We start from the raw sequence: 19312 nt of genomic DNA on the forward strand, positions 1-19312 counted from the left end.
ATGGGAAGAACGGTCATTTTAAGCGGGGTTAGAACGCCTTTTGGAAAATTAGGGGGAACATTAAGCAGCTTGACTGCCTCCCAACTAGGGGGAATTGCCGTAAAAGAGGCATTAGTTCGTGCCGAAGTGAAGCCTGAAGACGTACAGGAAGTCATTCTTGGAACTGTTTTACAAGGGGGCCAGGGGCAGATTCCATCGCGCCAAGCAGCGCATCACGCCGGATTGCCGTGGGAAGTGAAAACCGAAACAATCAATAAGGTTTGTGCGTCAGGGATGCGCAGTGTTACCTTGGCAGACCAAATCATCCGTGCTGGCGATGAAGAAGTGATTGTTGCAGGCGGAATGGAATCGATGAGCAATGCACCATATGTTTTACCAAAAGCACGCTGGGGCTTCCGAATGGGTGACGCACAGGTCAAAGATTTAATGATTCATGACGGGTTAACCTGCAGCTTTACCGGTGTTCACATGGGCACATACGGCAACGTATCGGCTGCCGATATGGAAATTAGCCGGGAAGCACAGGACGAGTGGGCATTGCGAAGCCACAAGCGCGCGGTTGCCGCAATCGAGAGTGGAAAATTTACGGAAGAAATCGTATCGGTTGAGGTTCCACAACGAAAGGATGCGCCACTTGTTGTCGAGAATGATGAATCACCGCGTAAAGACACATCGATTGAACGGTTAGCTAAATTAGCACCGGTATTTAATTCAACCGGTACGATTACAGCTGGAAATGCCCCGGGAGTCAATGACGGAGCAGCAGCCCTCGTGTTAATGAGTGAAGAGCGTGCAATTCGTGAAGGCAGGCAGGCGGAAGCGGTGATTGTCGGCCATGCGGCGGTCGCTGTGGAAGCAAAGGATTTCCCGAAAACACCAGGACTTGTAATTAATGAGCTGTTACGAAAAACAGGGAAAACGTTGGCGGAGATAGATTTATTTGAAATCAATGAAGCCTTCGCTGCGGTTGCTTTAGTGAGCGGGAAAATTGCTGGTCTTGATCTAGAAAAAGTCAATGTCAATGGCGGTGCGGTTGCCTTAGGTCATCCGATTGGTGCCAGCGGGGCGCGCATTATCCTTACGTTAATGCACGAATTAAAGCGCCGCGGCGGCGGAATTGGGATTGCTGCGATTTGCAGCGGCGGCGGCCAAGGGGATGCCGTGATGATCGAGGTTCCAAAGGGCTAATCTCAAGGGTGAGATTTTAATGTGATTAATCGGAGTCGTGTTCAACGGAGGGTTCCAAAAAGCTAACTTTCAGAGTGGTCTTTTTCCAAATAATGTCTAATTGCACAAAACAGCAGAATTTTGGCACAAAACCATTTGAAAATGGCACAAAACACTTGGAAAATGACACAAGACCTTGCCGGAATAGCACAAAACACCAAGAAGCACGTACAAAACTCCTGAGATGACTCGAAAAGCTTGTTTGAAAAAACACAAAACACCTGAGATGACTCAAAAGTACTCTTAAATTAACACAAAACCGAAATAAAAAATAGACAAAAACATAAAAAATCTAGGTCGGACTTGTTCCGGCCTTACTTCGGAGGGGAAAAAATGAAGATTTCAAAGCTTATGGTGATCGGTGCAGGACAAATGGGCTCAGGGATTGCTCAAGTTTGTGCCCAGGCGGGATACACGGTCATCTTAAATGATCTAAAACCGGAATTTGTGGAACGCGGCTTAGCAGGGATCAATAAAATACTTAAACGGAACGTTGATAAAGGGCGCCTGACTGAAGAGCAAAAACAGAAAGTTCTCAGCAACATCACCACTTCCACCGACCTAAATGATGCCAGTGACGTCGACCTCGTCATCGAAGCAGCCGTTGAAAATATGGACATCAAAACAAAAATCTTTGCCCAACTCGATGACATTACCCCAGCACATTCAATACTAGCGAGCAATACCTCATCACTGCCAATCACCGAAATTGCGGCGGCAACCAAGCGTCCGGAAAAAGTCATCGGCATGCACTTCATGAACCCAGTTCCAGTCATGAAGCTCGTCGAAATCATCCGCGGCCTCGCGACTGCCGACGAAGTGTACCAAGTCATTGAAGATATGACAAAAACCTTAAGCAAAGTACCAGTTGAAGTCAATGATTTCCCTGGTTTTGTTTCGAACCGGATTCTGATGCCAATGATCAACGAAGCGATTTATACGCTTTATGAGGGCGTGGCTACGAAGGAAGCGATCGACGAAGTCATGAAGCTCGGCATGAACCACCCAATGGGGCCGTTAACCTTGGCCGATTTTATCGGCTTAGATACATGTCTGTATATTATGGAAACGCTTCACCAAGGCTTTGGCGACGACAAATACCGTCCCTGCCCGCTCCTCCGTAAATATGTGAAAGCAGGCTGGCTCGGTAAGAAAACAGGACGCGGTTTTTATACGTACGAATAAACACAGCATTTCTTCGAAAAAGGGGTCGTGATGATGATGAGTACCACGATATTACATTCCTCCAAAGGGGAGACCACCATGAATCTTTCATTCACCGAAGAACAAGAAATGATGCGTAAAATGGTTCGCGATTTTGCCAACAGCGAAATTGCACCATTTATTGAAAATATGGAAAGAGGCGAATTCCCGCGCGAAATCCTCCGCAAAATGGGCGAACTTGGCCTGATGGGGATTCCTGTACCTGAAAAATACGGTGGAGCCGCGATGGACTTCACCTCCTATATCCTAGCAATTAATGAGCTGTCCAAAGTCAGTGCGACGGTGGGAGTGATTCTATCAGTCCATACCTCGGTCTGCACCAACCCGATTCTCTATTTTGGCTCAGAAGAACAGAAAATGAAGTATGTGCCGAAGCTTGCTTCAGGGGAGTACCTTGGTGCATTTTGCTTAACCGAGCCAAGTTCAGGTTCCGATGCCGCCAGCTTAAAGTCCCGTGCGGTCAAGAAGGGTGATCATTACCTCATCAACGGCTCAAAGGTGTTCATTACGAACGGCGGCGAGGCCGATGTTTATATTGTTTTTGCGAAAACGAATCCGGAACAAGGCAGCAAGGGAATTTCTGCGTTTATTGTTGAAAAAAATACCCCTGGCTTTGTCGTCGGTAAGGATGAGAAGAAAATGGGCTTGCATGGTTCGAGAACTGTCCAGCTCACGTTCGAGGACATGCAAGTTCCGGCAGAAAACCTTCTCGGGGCAGAAGGAGAGGGCTTTAAAATCGCGATGGCGAACCTTGATGTCGGCCGCATCGGGATCGCAACCCAAGCACTAGGGATTGCCGAGGCCGCACTGTCAGCCGCAACCACCTATGCTGGGGACCGCCAGCAATTTGGCAAGCCGATCGCCCGCCAACAAGGGATTGGTTTCAAACTAGCCGACATGGCGACAAGTGTCGAAGCGGCAAAACTATTAGTCTATCGGGCTGCTTATTTACGAACTCATGGGTTGAAATGTACCTTGGAGGCGTCGATAGCGAAACTGTTCGCGACCAAAACAGCGGTCGAGGTAACAACCGAAGCGATCCAAGTATTTGGCGGTTACGGCTATACCGAAGATTATCCGGTTGAACGCTATTTCCGTGACGCGAAAATAACCGAAATTTATGAAGGCACGAGTGAAATTCAACGGATTGTGATTAGTAAACATCTTTAAAGAAAAGCGGAGGCGCCCGTTTAGCGGCGTATGGACTGGAGCCCTTTGACTGAGATAAAGGAAACACGGAGAGCGTAAGCGATCCGATGTTGACTTATCGTAGGGAAAAGGGCGAAGTACACTAGCCGTTGGGCGCCGGAGCTAGACAGTAATCTGAGTTCAAATCTTAATCTTTTAATATATATTCATCCACTAGGGGGACTTGAAATGAACTTTAAACTTTCTGAAGAACATGAAATGATCCGGAAAATGGTACGGGATTTTGCGCGCAATGAAGTAGCACCGACAGCCGCAGAGCGGGACGAGGAAGAGCGCTTTGACCGGAAGATTTTTGACAAAATGGCGGAGCTTGGTTTAACCGGGATTCCGTGGCCGGAAGAATACGGCGGGATTGGCAGCGATTATCTTGCTTACTGTATTGCCGTTGAAGAACTGTCCCGCGTCGACGCATCGACAGGCGTGATGCTCTCCGCCCATACGTCTCTAGCCGGCTGGCCGATTTACAAATTTGGCAGTGAGGAGCAAAAGCAAACCTATCTGCGCCCAATGGCAGAAGGAACCAAAATTGGCGCGTACGGCTTAACAGAGCCTGGCAGCGGTTCGGATGCAGGCGGGATGAGAACAACCGCACGTCTAGAAGGAGATCACTATGTCCTTAATGGTTCGAAAATCTTCATTACAAACGGCGGCGTGGCCGACATTTATGTCGTGTTTGCACTAACCGATCCAACAAGTAAACAAAGAGGAACGACCGCGTTTATTATCGAGAGCGACTTCCCAGGCTTCTCGGTTGGAAAAAAAGAAAAGAAACTCGGCATTCGTTCCTCACCAACAACAGAAATTATTTTTGAAGATTGCAAGGTTCCTGTTGCCAATCGACTCGGCGCAGAAGGCGAAGGCTTTAAAATTGCCATGCAGACGCTTGATGGCGGCCGCAACGGCATCGCTGCGCAAGCCGTAGGAATTGCTCAAGGGGCGCTCGATGCAGCAGTGGATTATGCAAAGGAACGCCATCAATTTGGAAAACCAATCGTCGCCAATCAAGGAATCGGCTTTAAGCTGGCGGATATGGCAACCGGGATTGAGGCATCGAGATTATTAACTTATCAAGCGGCATGGCTGGAGTCACAAGGTCTGCCGTACGGCAAGGAGTCAGCGATGTCCAAGTTATTTGCTGGCGATACAGCGATGAAGGTAACAACCGAAGCCGTACAAGTTTTTGGCGGGTATGGCTATACAAAGGATTATCCTGTTGAGCGATTTATGCGCGATGCAAAAATCACGCAAATTTACGAGGGAACACAAGAAATTCAACGCCTCGTTATCTCACGGATGATCACGAAATAAGGCGGTTAGAGCATGATGAAAAAGCGGGAAGTACTGGCTTCAGTAAAGGATGAACGCCTGGTTCAAAAAAGGCGTGATCAAATGATCAAAGGGGCCGTCAGCCTTTTTAAGGAAAAGGGATTTCATCGGACGACGACAAGGGAAATCGCGAAAGCGGCCGGTTTTAGCATCGGGACACTTTATGAATACATCCGTTCCAAGGAAGACGTCCTTTATCTCGTGTGCGACAGAATCTATGATCATGTTCGTGAGCGCCTCGAGCAGGATCTCGAGCAGAAAAAAGGCACGCTTTTGAGCCTGAAGATGGGGGTCCGTCATTATTTCCGAGTGATTGATGAGATGCAGGATGAGGTTCTTGTCATGTATCAAGAAGCCAAATCGCTGACGAAGGATGCCCTTCCCTATGTGCTGAAAAAAGAAATGGAAATGGCGGCGATGTTTGAGAGCTTGATCACAAGGTGCGTCGACAATGGCGAGCTGCAGTTATCAGAAAAGCAGATCGAATTGATTTCCCATAACATTATTGTCGAGGGCCAAATGTGGGCGTTCCGCCGCTGGGCGCTGCAAAAATTATATACACTTGATGAATACATTGAACTCCAAACCGATCAATTGTTTAACGGCATTCATTCGTCCACACAAGCAAGCTCGTAATGCTAGACGTATGGCGAACAGTGAATGGAGTTCATTTCTATAAAAAAGGCTATGTTAAGAGTGCTCACTATGTTTATTGGAGTGGAAGGCGCGAAGACTCCTGCGGGAGGACGGGGCAGGGGAGACCCCACAGGCGCTTAGCGCCGAGGAGGCTCCCCGGGCCGCCCGCGAACCGCACGCGCCTGGAACGGAAATCAACAGCCAAGTTTAACGGAGCCTTTTATAAAAAAGGGGGAGAACTATGGGAAATTATCAGCCGAAGCATCATATTCGCTTTGTCACGGCTTCGAGTTTGTTTGACGGGCATGATGCTTCCATCAATATTATGAGGCGTATTCTTCAAGCAAGCGGGGCCGAGGTCATTCATCTTGGCCATAATCGCTCGGTTGAGGAGGTTGTGAACGCGGCGATTCAGGAGGATGTGCAGGGGATTGCGATTTCGTCGTATCAAGGCGGGCATGTTGAATACTTTAAATATATGTACGATTTACTGAAGGAAAAAGGGGCGCCGAACATCCGCATTTATGGCGGCGGAGGCGGTGTGATTATCCCTCGGGAAATAAATGAGCTGCATGAGTACGGGATTGCGTGGATTTTTTCACCGGAAGATGGCCGGAAGTTAGGGCTTCAAGGGATGATTGACCGGATGCTGGAGGAGTGCGATTTTGCGACGGTTCCGCTGGATGCGGCTGAACAAATGGAGAAGCTTCCGACGGGTGATGTGAATGCAGTGGCGAAGTTGATTACCTTGGCAGAGCTTCATGTTGATAAACGGAACGAGGCGGCGGCAACGGTTGAGCAGGTGCTTGACCAAGTAAAGTCACTGGAGAAGCGGATTCCAGTTGTCGGGATCACGGGTACGGGCGGTGCCGGAAAAAGTTCCTTGACCGATGAATTGATCCGCCGCTTTATTAATGAATTGCCGGATAAAAAGGTGGCGATTCTGTCGGTGGATCCAACCAAGCAAAAGACAGGCGGTGCGCTGTTAGGGGACCGGATCCGCATGAATGCGATTTTTTCGCCGAATGTGTATATGCGCAGTCTGGCCACAAGACATTCGAAAAGTGAATTATCACTGGCGATCAGCGATGCGGTTGCCGTCACGAAGGCTGCTGGCTTTGACCTCGTGATTGTCGAAACGAGCGGGATTGGCCAGGGGGATGCGGAAATCACGGAGATTTGCGATGTTTCCTTGTACGTGATGACGAGTGAATTTGGAGCGCCGTCCCAGCTTGAAAAGATTGATATGATTGATTTTGCTGACCTGATTGTCATTAATAAGTTTGAGCGCAAGGGCTCGGAGGATGCAAGGCGTCAGGTGCAAAAGCAGTATCAGCGGAGCCATATGCTTTTTGAAAAAGACATCGATGATATGCCGGTTTATGGAACGATTGCGAGCCAGTTCAATGACCTGGGCACGAATGCATTGTTCGCGGCCTTGATTGAAAAAATTAATGACAAAATGGGCACCGGCTGGGTGACTTCTTTTAGTAAAAATGCCCTTGTGGAGAAGCAAAATGTGATTATCCCAACCGACCGTCGTTATTATTTACGTGAAATATCTGAAACGGTGCGCGGTTATCATAAGAAAGCCGAAGAACAGGCGAATATTGCCCGGAAGTTATTCCAGTTAGAAGGGGCGATTGAAGCGGTAAGCGATGCGGCGGTGAATGCTGCTTTAGAAGCGGTGAAGCAAGAAACCGAGGCGCGTCTGACACCAGAATCACGGAAAATCCTCGATTCGTGGGCGAAGACAAAGGCGGCCTATTCTGGCGATAAGTTCGTGACGAGGATTCGTGATAAAGAGATTATCACGGTGTTAAAAACGAAAAGCCTTTCAGGACTCGACATTCCGAAAGTGGTGCTGCCGAGGTATAAGGATTACGGTGAAATTCTGCGCTGGGTCTACCAGGAAAATGTACCGGGTTCGTTCCCGTATACGGCGGGGGTATTTCCGTTCAAGCGTGAGGGGGAAGATCCGAAACGGCAGTTTGCAGGCGAAGGGACACCGGAGCGGACGAATCGCCGCTTCCATTATTTATCGAAGGATGATGAGGCGAAACGGTTAAGTACCGCGTTTGACTCCGTGACATTGTACGGTGAAGATCCGGATTACCGTCCGGATATTTTCGGGAAGATCGGGGAAAGCGGCGTCAGTGTTTGTACGTTAGATGATATGAAAAAGCTATATGACGGCTTTGACCTGTGCCATCCGTCGACATCAGTTTCGATGACGATTAATGGACCAGCACCGATAATATTAGCGATGTTTATGAATACCGCGATCGACCAGCAGGTGCAGCGGAAGGAAGCGGAACTTGGCCGCGTGTTAACCGTTGAAGAGTTTGCGGAGGTACGGGCTTATACGTTACGGACGGTGCGCGGGACGGTTCAGGCCGATATATTAAAAGAAGATCAGGGCCAAAATACATGTATTTTTTCAACCGAGTTTGCTCTAAGGATGATGGGTGATATTCAGCAGTATTTCATCGAACATCTAGTCCGCAACTATTATTCTGTGTCGATTTCGGGCTATCATATTGCGGAAGCCGGTGCCAATCCGATTTCGCAGCTGGCGTTTACATTGTCAAATGGGTTTACGTATGTGGAATACTATTTAAGCCGCGGAATGAACATTGATGATTTTGCCCCGAACTTGTCGTTCTTTTTCTCGAATGGATTGGATCCAGAATATACGGTGATTGGCCGTGTCGCACGACGAATTTGGGCAACGGTGATGCGCAATAAATACGGCGCTAACGAGCGCAGCCAAAAATTAAAGTATCATGTCCAGACTTCTGGCCGTTCGCTCCATGCTCAGGAAATTGACTTTAATGATATCCGGACGACACTGCAGGCATTAATGGCCCTGCAGGATAATTGTAATTCGCTCCATACAAATGCGTATGATGAAGCCATTACGACTCCGACGGAAGAATCAGTACGCCGGGCGATGGCGATTCAGATGATTATTACCAAAGAACATGGTTTAGCGAAAAATGAAAATCCGTTGCAAGGTTCATTTATTGTCGAGGAACTGACCGATCTCGTCGAGGAAGCGGTCCTACAAGAGTTTGAGCGTTTGAATGACCGCGGCGGTGTGCTTGGTTCGATGGAAACACAGTATCAGCGCGGCAAAATTCAAGATGAATCGATGTATTATGAAATGAAAAAGCATACCGGCGAATTACCGATTATTGGCGTTAATACGTATTTGAACCCGAATCCTCCGTCAGCGGAAGATGTCAATAATATGGAAATAGCGCGCGCATCCTACGAAGAGAAGGAACTGCAGATCGTCAATTTACGGGCCTTCCAGGAAAGTCATGCAGATGCTTCAGGGGCAGCGTTGAAGCGATTAAAAGAGGCCGCCGTCAACAATGGCAATATTTTTGCCGAATTAATGGAAACCGTTAAAGTAGCCAGCCTCGGGCAAATCACGAGAGCCCTGTACGAAGTGGGCGGACAATATCGACGAAATATGTAAAGTACGGTGTCAGGCACCATGTGAATGTTTCACATGGTGCCTGACACCAATTTTTGTAATAAAACTTATTTTATGAGATATTAATATTTGCGTTAATCTTATATAATCGATTTAGCGTACATATTTCGAGGGTTTTGGGCAGGTGAGCAAATGAAGGTAAGTCATATATTGGTGGTTTTAATTGTTTGTGCCTGGCCATTAAATTATCTCTATCAACGTCAGTTGGGCGCAATTTCGTTCCTGCTGCTAGCAATCTTCTTTCTAGTGATATCTATTAAGGAGATGAGAAAGCAGAAGCAAGCCAAGAAAACGGATAGTGAAAAGGCTCATCCGCAAAAATTCAAGTGAAACAACGACTAGCACTAGCATAAACCGGAAGAATTTGTTTATAATGAAGAATATGTATTTTTAAGAGAAAAGTGGAAGCGCCTATTTACCGAAGTACACTAGTCGCTGGAGCTGGACAATTCTCAAATTTATATTAATCAACCTTATTGTTATGTCCGTTAATCACTCATTTAAGAGTGTTAAATAGAGAAAGGAAGTGCCCATATTGAGTTTAGCACAATACTCAAAAGAGGAATTAAAAGAGTTTTCCCTTATGGAAATGGCTTTTGAATTTTTGAAAAATAGTAAGGAGCCGATTGCCTTTAATGATCTATTAAAGGAGATAAGGAAGGCATCTGGGATTACTGAGCAGGAAATTCAATCAAGACTAGCACAATTTTACACCGACATAAATGTAGATGGCCGTTTCCTTTCATTAGGAAGTAACCGCTGGGGACTTCGCGTTTGGTATCCAGTCGATACTGCTGAGGAAGAAGTTGTCACCGTTGTGAAACCTAAGAAGAAAAAGGCGAAGAAGGTTGTCGACGAAGAAGATTTCGATGAAATCGATGAAGTGGAAGAAATTGATGATGATTTTGATGACTTTGATGATGAAGATGATCTCCTTGATGATGAAGATGATCTTGATATCGACGAAGTAGACGAGTTTGATGAAGACGATGATGATGATGTGATTGAGGATGAGCTCGAGATTGACCTTGATGAAGAAGACGAAGACCTCGATGATGATCTTGAGGAAGAAGAAGTATTCGATGATGAGGAAGAAGTAGAAAAAGATTAATCAACTTGACTTTTTTTGCATGCCCTTGTAGAATCACTTTTGGGCTCCTTAAAAAAGGACGATACGTTATTTACTTATAATACGCTCCCTACTAAGAGTAGGAGAGCGTTTTTTATTGTTCCAAATTTTTTCGGGCGTAAGGAAAATATTTTTTTACAAAAACCCTTAAACAAACTGAATAATGTACAAACTGTATAAGAGGGGGAAATATTTATGACAAAATATATTTTTGTAACTGGTGGTGTGGTTTCATCACTAGGAAAAGGAATTACAGCAGCATCTTTAGGACGCTTATTGAAAAATCGGGGCGTGAATGTGACCATTCAAAAATTCGACCCATACATTAACGTTGACCCTGGAACAATGAGTCCGTACCAGCACGGTGAAGTATTCGTTACCGGTGATGGCGCTGAAACAGATTTGGACTTAGGTCACTATGAGCGTTTTATTGACATCAACTTAAACAAGTACAGCAACGTAACAACCGGAAAAATTTATTCGACGGTTTTACGGAAAGAGCGCCGCGGTGATTATTTGGGTGCAACCGTACAGGTTATTCCGCATATCACCAATGAAATTAAGGAGCGCTGCTTCCGCGCTGGTAAAGAAACGAATGCCGATGTCGTGATTACGGAGATCGGCGGAACGGTAGGCGATATTGAATCACTACCATTCCTTGAGGCAATTCGCCAAATCAAGAGCGATATCGGCTCGGAAAATGTGATGTACATTCACTGTACGCTGATTCCATATATTAAAGCAGCGGGTGAAATGAAAACCAAGCCGACCCAGCACAGTGTGAAAGAGCTTCGCAGCCTTGGTATTCAGCCAAACATTATTGTCGTGCGGACGGAAATGCCGGTTTCACAGGATATGAAGGATAAAATTGCCTTGTTCTGTGATATTGATGCAAAAGCTGTAATCGAATGTCGCGATGCCGATACACTTTATTCGATTCCACTAGCGCTTCAAGATCAAAATATGGACCAAATCGTCTGCGATCATTTGAAATTAGTTACGAACGAAGCGGATATGACGGAGTGGAAAGCACTCGTTGACCGCGTCATCAACCTTTCGAATAAGACGCGCATTGGTCTTGTCGGAAAATATGTGGAGCTTCAGGATGCTTATATTTCTGTCGTTGAAGCGATGAAACATGCGGGTTATGCGTTTGATACCGATGTTGAAATTAAATGGATTAATGCCGAAGAGGTTACACGTGAAAATGTGGCTGAGTTATTGAATGATGTCGACGGTGTCCTTGTTCCGGGCGGCTTTGGTGACCGCGGGATTGAAGGGAAAATTGAAGCGACGCGCTATGCTCGTGAACAGAAGAAGCCATTCCTTGGTATTTGTTTAGGAATGCAGCTGGCAACGATTGAATTTGCCCGCAATGTGCTTGGACTTCAAGGTGCGCATTCTGCAGAATTTGATGAGGATACAGCTCATCCGATTATCGATTTGCTTCCAGAGCAGAAGGATGTTGAGGATTTAGGCGGCACGTTGCGTTTAGGTCTTTATCCTGCGCGTATTGTTGAGGGCTCGAAGGCGTTTGAAGCGTACGACGAAGAGGTTATTTATGAGCGCCACCGCCATCGTTATGAGTTTAACAATCATTATCGTCAAGACATGGAAGCTCGCGGCTTTGTGTTCTCTGGGACTAGCCCGGACGGCCGTTTAGTGGAGATTGTCGAATTGAAGGACCATCCGTGGTTTGTAGCTTCGCAGTTCCATCCGGAATTCGTCTCTAGACCAACACGTCCGCAGCCCTTGTTCCGTGACTTTATTAAAGCAACAATTCAAAAATAAGTTTTGTGGTCAGGACCAGTTTAGTTTGCTGGTCCTGTTTTTTTATCTTTGGGTTTTTATAAAAAGGGTATGTGTGTCAGGTTATACAAAGGTGATTTTTATAAAAAGGTAACTTGCAGTGAAATATATATAGGGGATTTTTGTAAAAGTGGTATTAACATCATGCAAGTAATTTCCATTTATTGTCTAATTGCACAAAACTACTTCAAAATGGCACAAAACCCTTTGAAAATGGCACAAAAGCATGCCAAAAAAGCACAAAACCACCTGGTATTGGCACAAAACCACCCCAAAATGGCACAAAGGTCCAAAGTCTATAATTTTGACCTCTTAACCCCCCGGGAAATAATCAAAGGCAATAAAAAAAACAGGGTTATTCACCCCGTTTTACTCCTCATACTCCGCTAAAATCTCCTCAATCGTAAATTTCAAGCCGAAATAAACGAATAATGCTGCCATTGATGATGGATATCCATAGCGGTTTCCAAAATCATCGGGGAGGAGGCCTTTCGTCAGCCGTAAATCGATATGGAGATCAGCCAACTCTTGCAATTTTCCACCCTCCGGTACAGCCGTGGAAACAGCCACAAAAGGTATCATCTTTTCCTGAAGTTGAGCGGCCACCTCCATAGCGTCTTCATCACTTGAATACCGTGAGAAAATCAGCACCCGATCCGAGTCAGTTAGCTCTCCCATGTGCTCAAACACCTTTGCGCCCTTTAATGGTTCGGCACCCTCTAAAGCTTCAAACTCAACCGCCTTCATTTCCTTCGTGGCAAAAATATATATCGGCCCTTGCGCAAGCAAGCGGGCACCATCTTCAAAGGAATATTCCTCTTTTTCCTCAATCCGCTTCAATAGACCGGTTAATTGAGTAGTAAACATTTTTAACATAAAAACCCTCCTATTCACCCTCTTATTATAAGCATTTTTATGCCACTGCAAAAATAAAAGAAAAATATCAAAATTTCTGCAGGAGAATTTCTCTTTCAGCGAGAAATATAACAAGTGAGAGATATAGGGGATAATAAAAAAGCAATTTAAAAATAAGGAAGAGGTGGAGTTATGAAAGAGAAAATTTTAATTGTTGATGATCAGTTTGGCATTCGAATCCTGCTAAATGAAGTGTTTCAAAAAGAAGGGTATCAGACCTTTCAGGCTGCCAATGGCATTCAGGCCCTTGAAATTGTAACAAAGCATGACCCCGACCTTGTCCTATTGGATATGAAAATTCCTGGAATGGACGGAATCGAGATTTTAAAAAGAATGAAAGTAATCGATCCTGACATTCGCGTCATTATCATGACAGCTTATGGCGAGTTGGATATGATTCAAGAAGCGAAGGACCTTGGAGCAATTACTCATTTTGCCAAGCCTTTTGACATTGATGATATTCGTGCAGCCGTTCGAAAACACATCCCTCAAAAGATGAATTAACGTCATTTTTTTATAAAAAACATAAGAACTTTAGGAATAGTTAAATGGACGCGCTTTCATTATGAAAGTTTATAAAACTCTGTCTTTTTAATGGCATTTCGAACCTTGGTTTGATATGATACATATGAACTTTTTACTGTTTGGTTATCTTTTTCAAGTAATACATAATCCGTAAAATTGAGGGAAAACCTTAATATGGAAGGCTCATTTTTGAAAAAGATAGCGACCTAAACTAAGGAGGAAGAGAAATGCCATTAGTTTCAATGAAAGAAATGCTCATCAAAGCAAAAGCAGAAGGATATGCGGTTGGGCAATTTAACTTAAATAACCTAGAATTTACACAAGCCATTCTTCAAGCTGCACAAGCTGAAAATTCACCAGTTATCCTTGGGGTATCTGAAGGTGCTGCCCGTTATATGTCCGGCTTCAAAACCGTTGTAAAAATGGTTGAAGGCTTAATGGAAGACTTGAAAGTGACAGTACCAGTGGCCATTCACCTTGACCACGGTTCAAGCTTTGAAAAATGTAAAGAAGCGATTGATGCAGGCTTCACATCTGTTATGATCGATGCTTCTCACCACCCATTTGAAGAAAATATCGAAATTACATCTAAAGTAGTTGACTATGCTCATTCAAAAGGTGTTTCTGTTGAAGCGGAACTAGGAACTGTTGGCGGCCAAGAAGACGATGTTATCGCTGAAGGCGTCATTTACGCAGATCCAAAAGAATGTGAAGAACTTGTAAAACGCACAGGTATCGACTGCCTTGCACCTGCATTAGGTTCTGTTCACGGTCCATACAAAGGCGAACCAAACCTTGGTTTTGCTGAGATGGAAGAAATTGGAAAGATTGCTGGTCTTCCATTAGTCCTTCACGGCGGAACTGGTATCCCATTAAAGGATATCCAAAAATCTGTTTCACTTGGAACAGCCAAAATAAACGTGAACACAGAAAATCAAATCGCATCTGCAAAAGCTGTTCGTGAATCATTAGCTGCTAAACCTGAAGAATACGATCCACGTAAATATTTAGGACCAGCTCGTGATGCCATCAAAGAAACCGTTATTGGCAAAATTCGTGAATTCGGTTCTTCAGGCAAAGCGTAAGACAATTCTAAAAAACGGGAACAATGGCGTTTTTATATTTGTTCCAATTATGATAAAATGAAACCGTCCTTACAAAAGGGCGGTTTCAGTCTGTAAAGAAAACTGAAAATTGAATCAGAAATCATTGCAGCCTCCATTCGTAATCCAGTTCACGTGACAGAAGCCGCGTTAAGAGGCGCTCATATTGCAACCATTCCATACAAAGTATTAATGGGATTATTCCATCATCCATTAACAGATAAGGGTATTGAAGGCTTCCTAACAGACTGGAAAGCTCGTACAGAGGCATAAATTTCCAGTTTTATGAAAAAATTTTTCATTGCCATACTTGAAAATAGAATTTTGGTGTAAACTAAAGGATAGACAAACTGTCGGATTTTGACTTTTCATGATGGAAAAATATACCTAGAGCCTCATTCAGTAATAAGCGGATGCGTACCGATTGACTTACAAGGGCTTAGAAGGGAGTCGAAAATGGAAAAACTTAAAATTGCGGGTGGATATCCGTTAAAGGGAACTGTACGGATCAGCGGGGCAAAAAACAGTGCCGTCGCATTAATTCCTGCAACAATTTTAGCGGAATCACCAGTGACAATTGAGGGATTGCCGGACATTTCAGATGTTGAAATCTTGAAGGACCTTCTTGAAGAAATCGGCGGAAATGTTCAGCTCTCTGACAACGATATGACGGTCGACCCATCTACCATGATTTCCATGCCCCTGCCAAACGGGAAAGTAAAAAAGCTCCGTGCTTCTTATTACTTAATGGGTGCGATGCTCGGCCGGTTTAAAAAGGCGGTAATTGGCTTACCTGGCGGCTGCCATTTAGGACCAAGACCGATTGATCAGCATATTAAAGGTTTCGAAGCACTTGGGGCCCAAATCACCAATGAACAAGGGGCGATTTATTTACGGGCGGACGAGCTTCGCGGCGCACGGATTTATCTCGACGTCGTCAGTGTGGGAGCAACGATTAATATCATGTTGGCGGCTGTTCGGGCCAAAGGCCGGACGGTGATTGAAAATGCGGCGAAAGAGCCAGAAATCATTGATGTGGCGACGCTGCTAACAAGTATGGGTGCGAAAATTAAAGGCGCAGGAACCGACGTGATCCGCATCGATGGTGTGGAATCACTCCATGGCTGCCGCCACACCATTATTCCGGACCGAATTGAAGCTGGCACGTATATGATTTTAGGCGCAGCAGTGGGCGAAGGCGTGTTAATTGATAACGTCATCCCGCAGCATTTAGAATCATTAATTGCCAAACTGCGCGAAATGGGTGTTCGTGTCGAATCCGGCGATGATCAAGTGTTTGTTGACGGGTCAACAAAATTAAAGGCTGTCGATATTAAAACGCTTGTTTATCCTGGGTTTCCGACCGATTTACAGCAACCGTTTACAACACTCCTGACAAAAGCTGCCGGCTCAAGTGTTGTGACAGACACGATTTACGGTGCCCGCTTTAAACATATCGATGAACTAAGAAGAATGAACGCCAATATCAAGGTGGAAGGACGCTCCGCCATCATAAATGGCCCGATTCAGCTTCAAGGTGCCAAAGTGAAGGCAAGCGACCTCAGGGCAGGAGCCGCTCTTGTCATTGCCGGTTTGATTGCCGAAGGAATTACTGAAGTAACCGGTCTTGAACATATCGACCGCGGCTACAGTGACCTTGTCGGAAAACTAAACGGACTCGGTGCAACCATTTGGCGGGAAGCGTTAACAAAAGAAGAAGTAGAACAGATGAAAAACACATAGGCGCTGGAGCTAGACAATAGAAAAGCAGAAGCGCCCGTTTAGCCGCAGAGCGCTGTAGCCTAGACAGAAAGCAAAGTTCGGGAGATAAACAAAAGACATAGGGGAGATGGAGACCGATGGAAAGAAGTTTAACGATGGAGCTTGTCCGTGTCACAGAAGCAGCAGCACTAGCTTCAGCCCGTTGGATGGGCCGTGGGAAAAAAGATGAGGCCGATGGTGCAGCTACTTCTGCCATGCGCGATGTGTTTGACACCGTGCCAATGAAAGGTACAGTTGTCATTGGTGAAGGGGAAATGGATGAAGCACCAATGCTTTATATTGGTGAAAAACTTGGGACAGGCTACGGACCACGCGTCGATGTTGCCGTTGACCCGCTCGAAGGTACCAATATTTTAGCATCAGGCGGCTGGAATGCTTTAGCGGTTCTTGCGATTGCTGACCATGGCAACCTTCTTCATGCTCCTGATATGTACATGGAAAAAATCGCGGTTGGGCCCGAAGCAGTCGGACATATTGATATCAATGCGTCTGTTCTAGATAACTTAAAGGCCGTTGCCAAAGCGAAAAATAAAGATATCGAGGATGTCGTGGCGACTGTTTTAAATCGTGAGCGCCATGAGCATATCATTGCCCAGCTTCGTGAAGCAGGGGCAAGAATCAAGTTAATTAATGATGGTGACGTGGCAGGTGCCATTAATACGGCATTCGACAATACCGGTGTTGATATTCTCTTTGGTTCTGGCGGTGCTCCTGAAGGCGTTCTGTCTGCTGTTGCCTTAAAATGTCTTGGCGGCGAAATCATCGGTAAACTATTGCCGCAAAATGATGCGGAGCTTGAGCGCTGCATCAAGATGGGCCTCGATGTCAATCGCGTCCTGCGGATGGAGGACCTTGTCAAAGGCGATGACGCCATTTTTGCTGCGACAGGGATTACCGACGGAGAATTGCTGCGCGGTGTTCAATTCAAAGGATCCTACGGTTCGACCCACTCAATCGTTATGCGTGCCAAATCAGGCACCGTCCGCTTTGTCGAAGGTCGTCATAGTTTAAAGAAAAAACCTAATTTAGTGATTAAATAGGCGATGCCCCGTGAAGGGTGCCTGACACCAGTGCGTGTCAGGCACCCTTCATGGCATCACCTCTCCTAAATTAAAAAACTCCTATTACACTCGATTAGGAATTTTCAACGAACTCCTTCACAGAAAAAATTCCCAATGAATGAAAATAGAAAATTTAGTTGATTAATTTTTTGCATAGAGGGTAAAATAGTAATTGTTTTTATGCACTTTTCTGCAATTCTATTCATTTCTTACTACTTCTATTTCAATTCCTCAACTCTCTTAATTATTATCTGATTGAAAGAAATGGCTGTGTTAGAGGTCATTGCTGATATAAAGCCTACGTTGATTAGAGCGGAAGGTGCGAAGACTCCTGCGGGAGGACGGGGCAGGGGAGACCCCACAGGCGCTTTGCGCCGAGGAGGCTCCCCGAACCGCCCGCGGAAAGCGAAGCACCTGGAGCGGAAATCAACGACCAAGCTTAAAGAACCAAAAAAATAAAAGTGTGGTGCACAAATGGACTTAACAATTTCAAGTTTAGAAAATATGAAGCTGAAGGAGCTTTATGAGCTTGCTCGCGAATATAAAGTGACCTATTACAGCAAATTAACAAAAAAAGAATTAATTTTTGCCATCCTAAAATCTCGTGCGGAACAGCAGGGGTATTTCTTTATGGAAGGCGTCTTGGAAATCATCCAATCAGAAGGATTTGGATTCTTACGACCAATTAACTACTCGCCAAGCTCAGAGGATATCTATATTTCTGCTTCGCAAATCCGCCGCTTCGACCTTCGTAATGGGGATAAAGTTTCCGGTAAGGTACGACCTCCAAAGGAAAATGAGCGTTATTATGGACTATTGCACGTGGAGGCTGTCAACGGGGAAGATCCGGAATCAGCGAAAGAACGGGTGTACTTCCCGGGCCTCACACCATTATATCCAAACAGACAGATGAAATTGGAAACGACGCAAAAACATCTATCGACAAGGATTATGGATGTTGTGGCACCGGTTGGTTTTGGGCAGCGTGGCTTAATCGTCGCTCCGCCAAAGGCCGGTAAAACAATGCTGTTAAAAGAAATTGCGAACAGCATTACAACGAACCACCCTGAAGTGGAATTAATCATGTTGTTAATCGATGAACGTCCGGAAGAAGTGACCGACATCGAGCGTTCGGTTGCCGGTGACGTCGTCAGTTCGACGTTTGACGAAGTACCTGAAAATCATATTAAAGTAGCGGAGTTGGTGCTTGACCGCGCGATGCGTTTAGTCGAGCACAAACGCGATGTCGTGATCCTGATGGATAGTATTACGCGTCTGGCTCGTGCATACAACCTTGTAATTCCGCCAAGCGGAAGAACGCTTTCTGGTGGTATTGACCCAGCAGCCTTCCACCGTCCAAAGCGTTTCTTCGGGGCAGCCCGTAATATCGAAGAGGGCGGCAGTTTGACGATTCTTGCGACGGCTTTAGTCGATACAGGCTCACGGATGGATGACGTGATTTATGAGGAATTTAAAGGGACAGGTAATATGGAACTGCACCTTGACCGTCAGCTGGCTGAACGCCGTATTTTCCCTGCGCTTGATATCCGTCGTTCGGGAACGCGTAAGGAAGAACTGCTGATTCCGAAGGATCATTTGGATAAATTATGGGCGATCAGAAAGTCGATGTCAGATTCACCAGATTTTGCGGAGCGCTTCTTGAAAAAATTAAGACAAACTAAGTCGAATGAAGAGTTCTTCGCGCAACTAGGGGAAGAGCTGAAATCTAGACGTTCGTAGCCGATGCGGTGAAGGGGTCAAATTAAGCCGGTCCTTGTAAATTAGGAATCGGACAACCCTGGTAAAGGGGGCATGATGGGTTCCTTTTTAAAAAAAGAAACCAATAAATCCCAACTTGCCA

Annotated in this window: 15 protein-coding genes and 1 pseudogene; 15 read left to right on the forward strand and 1 reads right to left on the reverse strand. The window is 45.5% G+C overall.

The genetic code is table 11. The annotated features are described in order from the left end of the window. From QF028_RS28725 to QF028_RS28765, 9 genes are all read left to right on the forward strand, one after another. A complete protein-coding gene (locus QF028_RS28725; protein ID WP_429470852.1) occupies window positions 1–1188 on the forward strand; it encodes an acetyl-CoA C-acetyltransferase in 1188 nt (395 codons plus the stop codon). Between the two features lie 372 nt (window positions 1189–1560). Beyond that, entirely contained in the window at window positions 1561–2412 is an 852-nt protein-coding gene (locus QF028_RS28730) for a 3-hydroxybutyryl-CoA dehydrogenase (protein WP_429470854.1), read from the forward strand. A gap of 78 nt (window positions 2413–2490) precedes the next feature. Continuing rightward, window positions 2491–3621: an acyl-CoA dehydrogenase gene (locus QF028_RS28735; protein ID WP_429470856.1), complete on the forward strand. Its 1131-nt coding sequence runs from the start codon at window positions 2491–2493 to the stop codon at window positions 3619–3621. Window positions 3622–3828: 207 nt separating this feature from the next. Next, window positions 3829–4968, forward strand: a complete 1140-nt coding sequence (locus QF028_RS28740) for an acyl-CoA dehydrogenase (RefSeq protein WP_429470858.1) — start codon at window positions 3829–3831, stop codon at window positions 4966–4968. A 15-nt stretch (window positions 4969–4983) separates the two neighbouring features. Further along, window positions 4984–5622: a TetR/AcrR family transcriptional regulator gene (locus QF028_RS28745; RefSeq protein WP_214999328.1), complete on the forward strand. Its 639-nt coding sequence runs from the start codon at window positions 4984–4986 to the stop codon at window positions 5620–5622. A 241-nt stretch (window positions 5623–5863) separates the two neighbouring features. Next, complete coding sequence (icmF, locus tag QF028_RS28750) at window positions 5864–9109, forward strand: fused isobutyryl-CoA mutase/GTPase IcmF (protein WP_429470860.1); 3246 nt, start codon at window positions 5864–5866, stop codon at window positions 9107–9109. A 150-nt stretch (window positions 9110–9259) separates the two neighbouring features. Beyond that, window positions 9260–9457 (forward strand): hypothetical protein, encoded by a 198-nt coding sequence (locus QF028_RS28755; protein ID WP_168241305.1) that lies wholly within the window; start codon window positions 9260–9262, stop codon window positions 9455–9457. Between the two features lie 196 nt (window positions 9458–9653). Continuing rightward, the gene (gene rpoE / locus QF028_RS28760; RefSeq protein WP_429470862.1) at window positions 9654–10238 is read left to right on the forward strand and encodes a DNA-directed RNA polymerase subunit delta; all 585 of its coding nucleotides are present in this window, start codon (window positions 9654–9656) and stop codon (window positions 10236–10238) included. 213 nt (window positions 10239–10451) lie between these two features. After that, window positions 10452–12047, forward strand: a complete 1596-nt coding sequence (locus QF028_RS28765; RefSeq protein ID WP_429470864.1) for a CTP synthase — start codon at window positions 10452–10454, stop codon at window positions 12045–12047. A 387-nt stretch (window positions 12048–12434) separates the two neighbouring features. On the opposite strand, the gene QF028_RS28770 is transcribed toward QF028_RS28765, so the two are convergent. Next, a complete protein-coding gene (locus tag QF028_RS28770) occupies window positions 12435–12941 on the reverse strand; it encodes a DUF2529 domain-containing protein (protein WP_429470866.1) in 507 nt (168 codons plus the stop codon). A gap of 171 nt (window positions 12942–13112) precedes the next feature. Between QF028_RS28770 and QF028_RS28775 the strand changes: the two genes are divergently transcribed. The 6 genes and pseudogenes from QF028_RS28775 (at window position 13113) to rho (ending at window position 19191) form a co-directional block, all read left to right on the forward strand. Beyond that, entirely contained in the window at window positions 13113–13484 is a 372-nt protein-coding gene (locus QF028_RS28775; protein WP_066248710.1) for a response regulator, read from the forward strand. Window positions 13485–13732: 248 nt separating this feature from the next. Next, window positions 13733–14590 carry a class II fructose-bisphosphate aldolase gene (locus tag QF028_RS28780; RefSeq protein WP_429470869.1) on the forward strand — a complete coding sequence of 286 codons (858 nt, stop codon included), beginning with the start codon at window positions 13733–13735 and terminating at the stop codon, window positions 14588–14590. Window positions 14591–14698: 108 nt separating this feature from the next. Beyond that, a pseudogene (locus QF028_RS28785) lies at window positions 14699–14881 on the forward strand (fructose-6-phosphate aldolase); the annotation flags it as partial. Between the two features lie 183 nt (window positions 14882–15064). After that, entirely contained in the window at window positions 15065–16351 is a 1287-nt protein-coding gene (locus QF028_RS28790) for a UDP-N-acetylglucosamine 1-carboxyvinyltransferase (protein WP_168241299.1), read from the forward strand. Window positions 16352–16467: 116 nt separating this feature from the next. Continuing rightward, entirely contained in the window at window positions 16468–17430 is a 963-nt protein-coding gene (gene glpX / locus QF028_RS28795; RefSeq protein ID WP_088090225.1) for a class II fructose-bisphosphatase, read from the forward strand. 495 nt (window positions 17431–17925) lie between these two features. Beyond that, window positions 17926–19191, forward strand: a complete 1266-nt coding sequence (gene rho / locus QF028_RS28800) for a transcription termination factor Rho (RefSeq protein ID WP_088090224.1) — start codon at window positions 17926–17928, stop codon at window positions 19189–19191. The last annotated feature ends 121 nt before the right edge of the window (window positions 19192–19312 follow it).

Source organism: Neobacillus sp. B4I6 (assembly GCF_050434045.1).
In the GTDB taxonomy this organism is placed as follows: domain Bacteria; phylum Bacillota; class Bacilli; order Bacillales; family Cytobacillaceae; genus Neobacillus.

What these genes read in the sequence shown, in the direction of transcription:
- QF028_RS28725 (WP_429470852.1), top strand. Translation starts at nt 1, where the DNA reads ATGGGAAGAACGGTCATTTTAAGCGGGGTTAGAACGCCTTTTGGAAAA.
- QF028_RS28730 (WP_429470854.1), top strand. Translation starts at nt 1,561, where the DNA reads ATGAAGATTTCAAAGCTTATGGTGATCGGTGCAGGACAAATGGGCTCA.
- QF028_RS28735 (WP_429470856.1), top strand. Translation starts at nt 2,491, where the DNA reads ATGAATCTTTCATTCACCGAAGAACAAGAAATGATGCGTAAAATGGTT.
- QF028_RS28740 (WP_429470858.1), top strand. Translation starts at nt 3,829, where the DNA reads ATGAACTTTAAACTTTCTGAAGAACATGAAATGATCCGGAAAATGGTA.
- QF028_RS28745 (WP_214999328.1), top strand. Translation starts at nt 4,984, where the DNA reads ATGAAAAAGCGGGAAGTACTGGCTTCAGTAAAGGATGAACGCCTGGTT.
- icmF (WP_429470860.1), top strand. Translation starts at nt 5,864, where the DNA reads ATGGGAAATTATCAGCCGAAGCATCATATTCGCTTTGTCACGGCTTCG.
- QF028_RS28755 (WP_168241305.1), top strand. Translation starts at nt 9,260, where the DNA reads ATGAAGGTAAGTCATATATTGGTGGTTTTAATTGTTTGTGCCTGGCCA.
- QF028_RS28765 (WP_429470864.1), top strand. Translation starts at nt 10,452, where the DNA reads ATGACAAAATATATTTTTGTAACTGGTGGTGTGGTTTCATCACTAGGA.
- QF028_RS28770 (WP_429470866.1), bottom strand. Translation starts at nt 12,941, where the DNA reads ATGTTAAAAATGTTTACTACTCAATTAACCGGTCTATTGAAGCGGATT.
- QF028_RS28775 (WP_066248710.1), top strand. Translation starts at nt 13,113, where the DNA reads ATGAAAGAGAAAATTTTAATTGTTGATGATCAGTTTGGCATTCGAATC.
- QF028_RS28780 (WP_429470869.1), top strand. Translation starts at nt 13,733, where the DNA reads ATGCCATTAGTTTCAATGAAAGAAATGCTCATCAAAGCAAAAGCAGAA.
- QF028_RS28790 (WP_168241299.1), top strand. Translation starts at nt 15,065, where the DNA reads ATGGAAAAACTTAAAATTGCGGGTGGATATCCGTTAAAGGGAACTGTA.
- glpX (WP_088090225.1), top strand. Translation starts at nt 16,468, where the DNA reads ATGGAAAGAAGTTTAACGATGGAGCTTGTCCGTGTCACAGAAGCAGCA.
- rho (WP_088090224.1), top strand. Translation starts at nt 17,926, where the DNA reads ATGGACTTAACAATTTCAAGTTTAGAAAATATGAAGCTGAAGGAGCTT.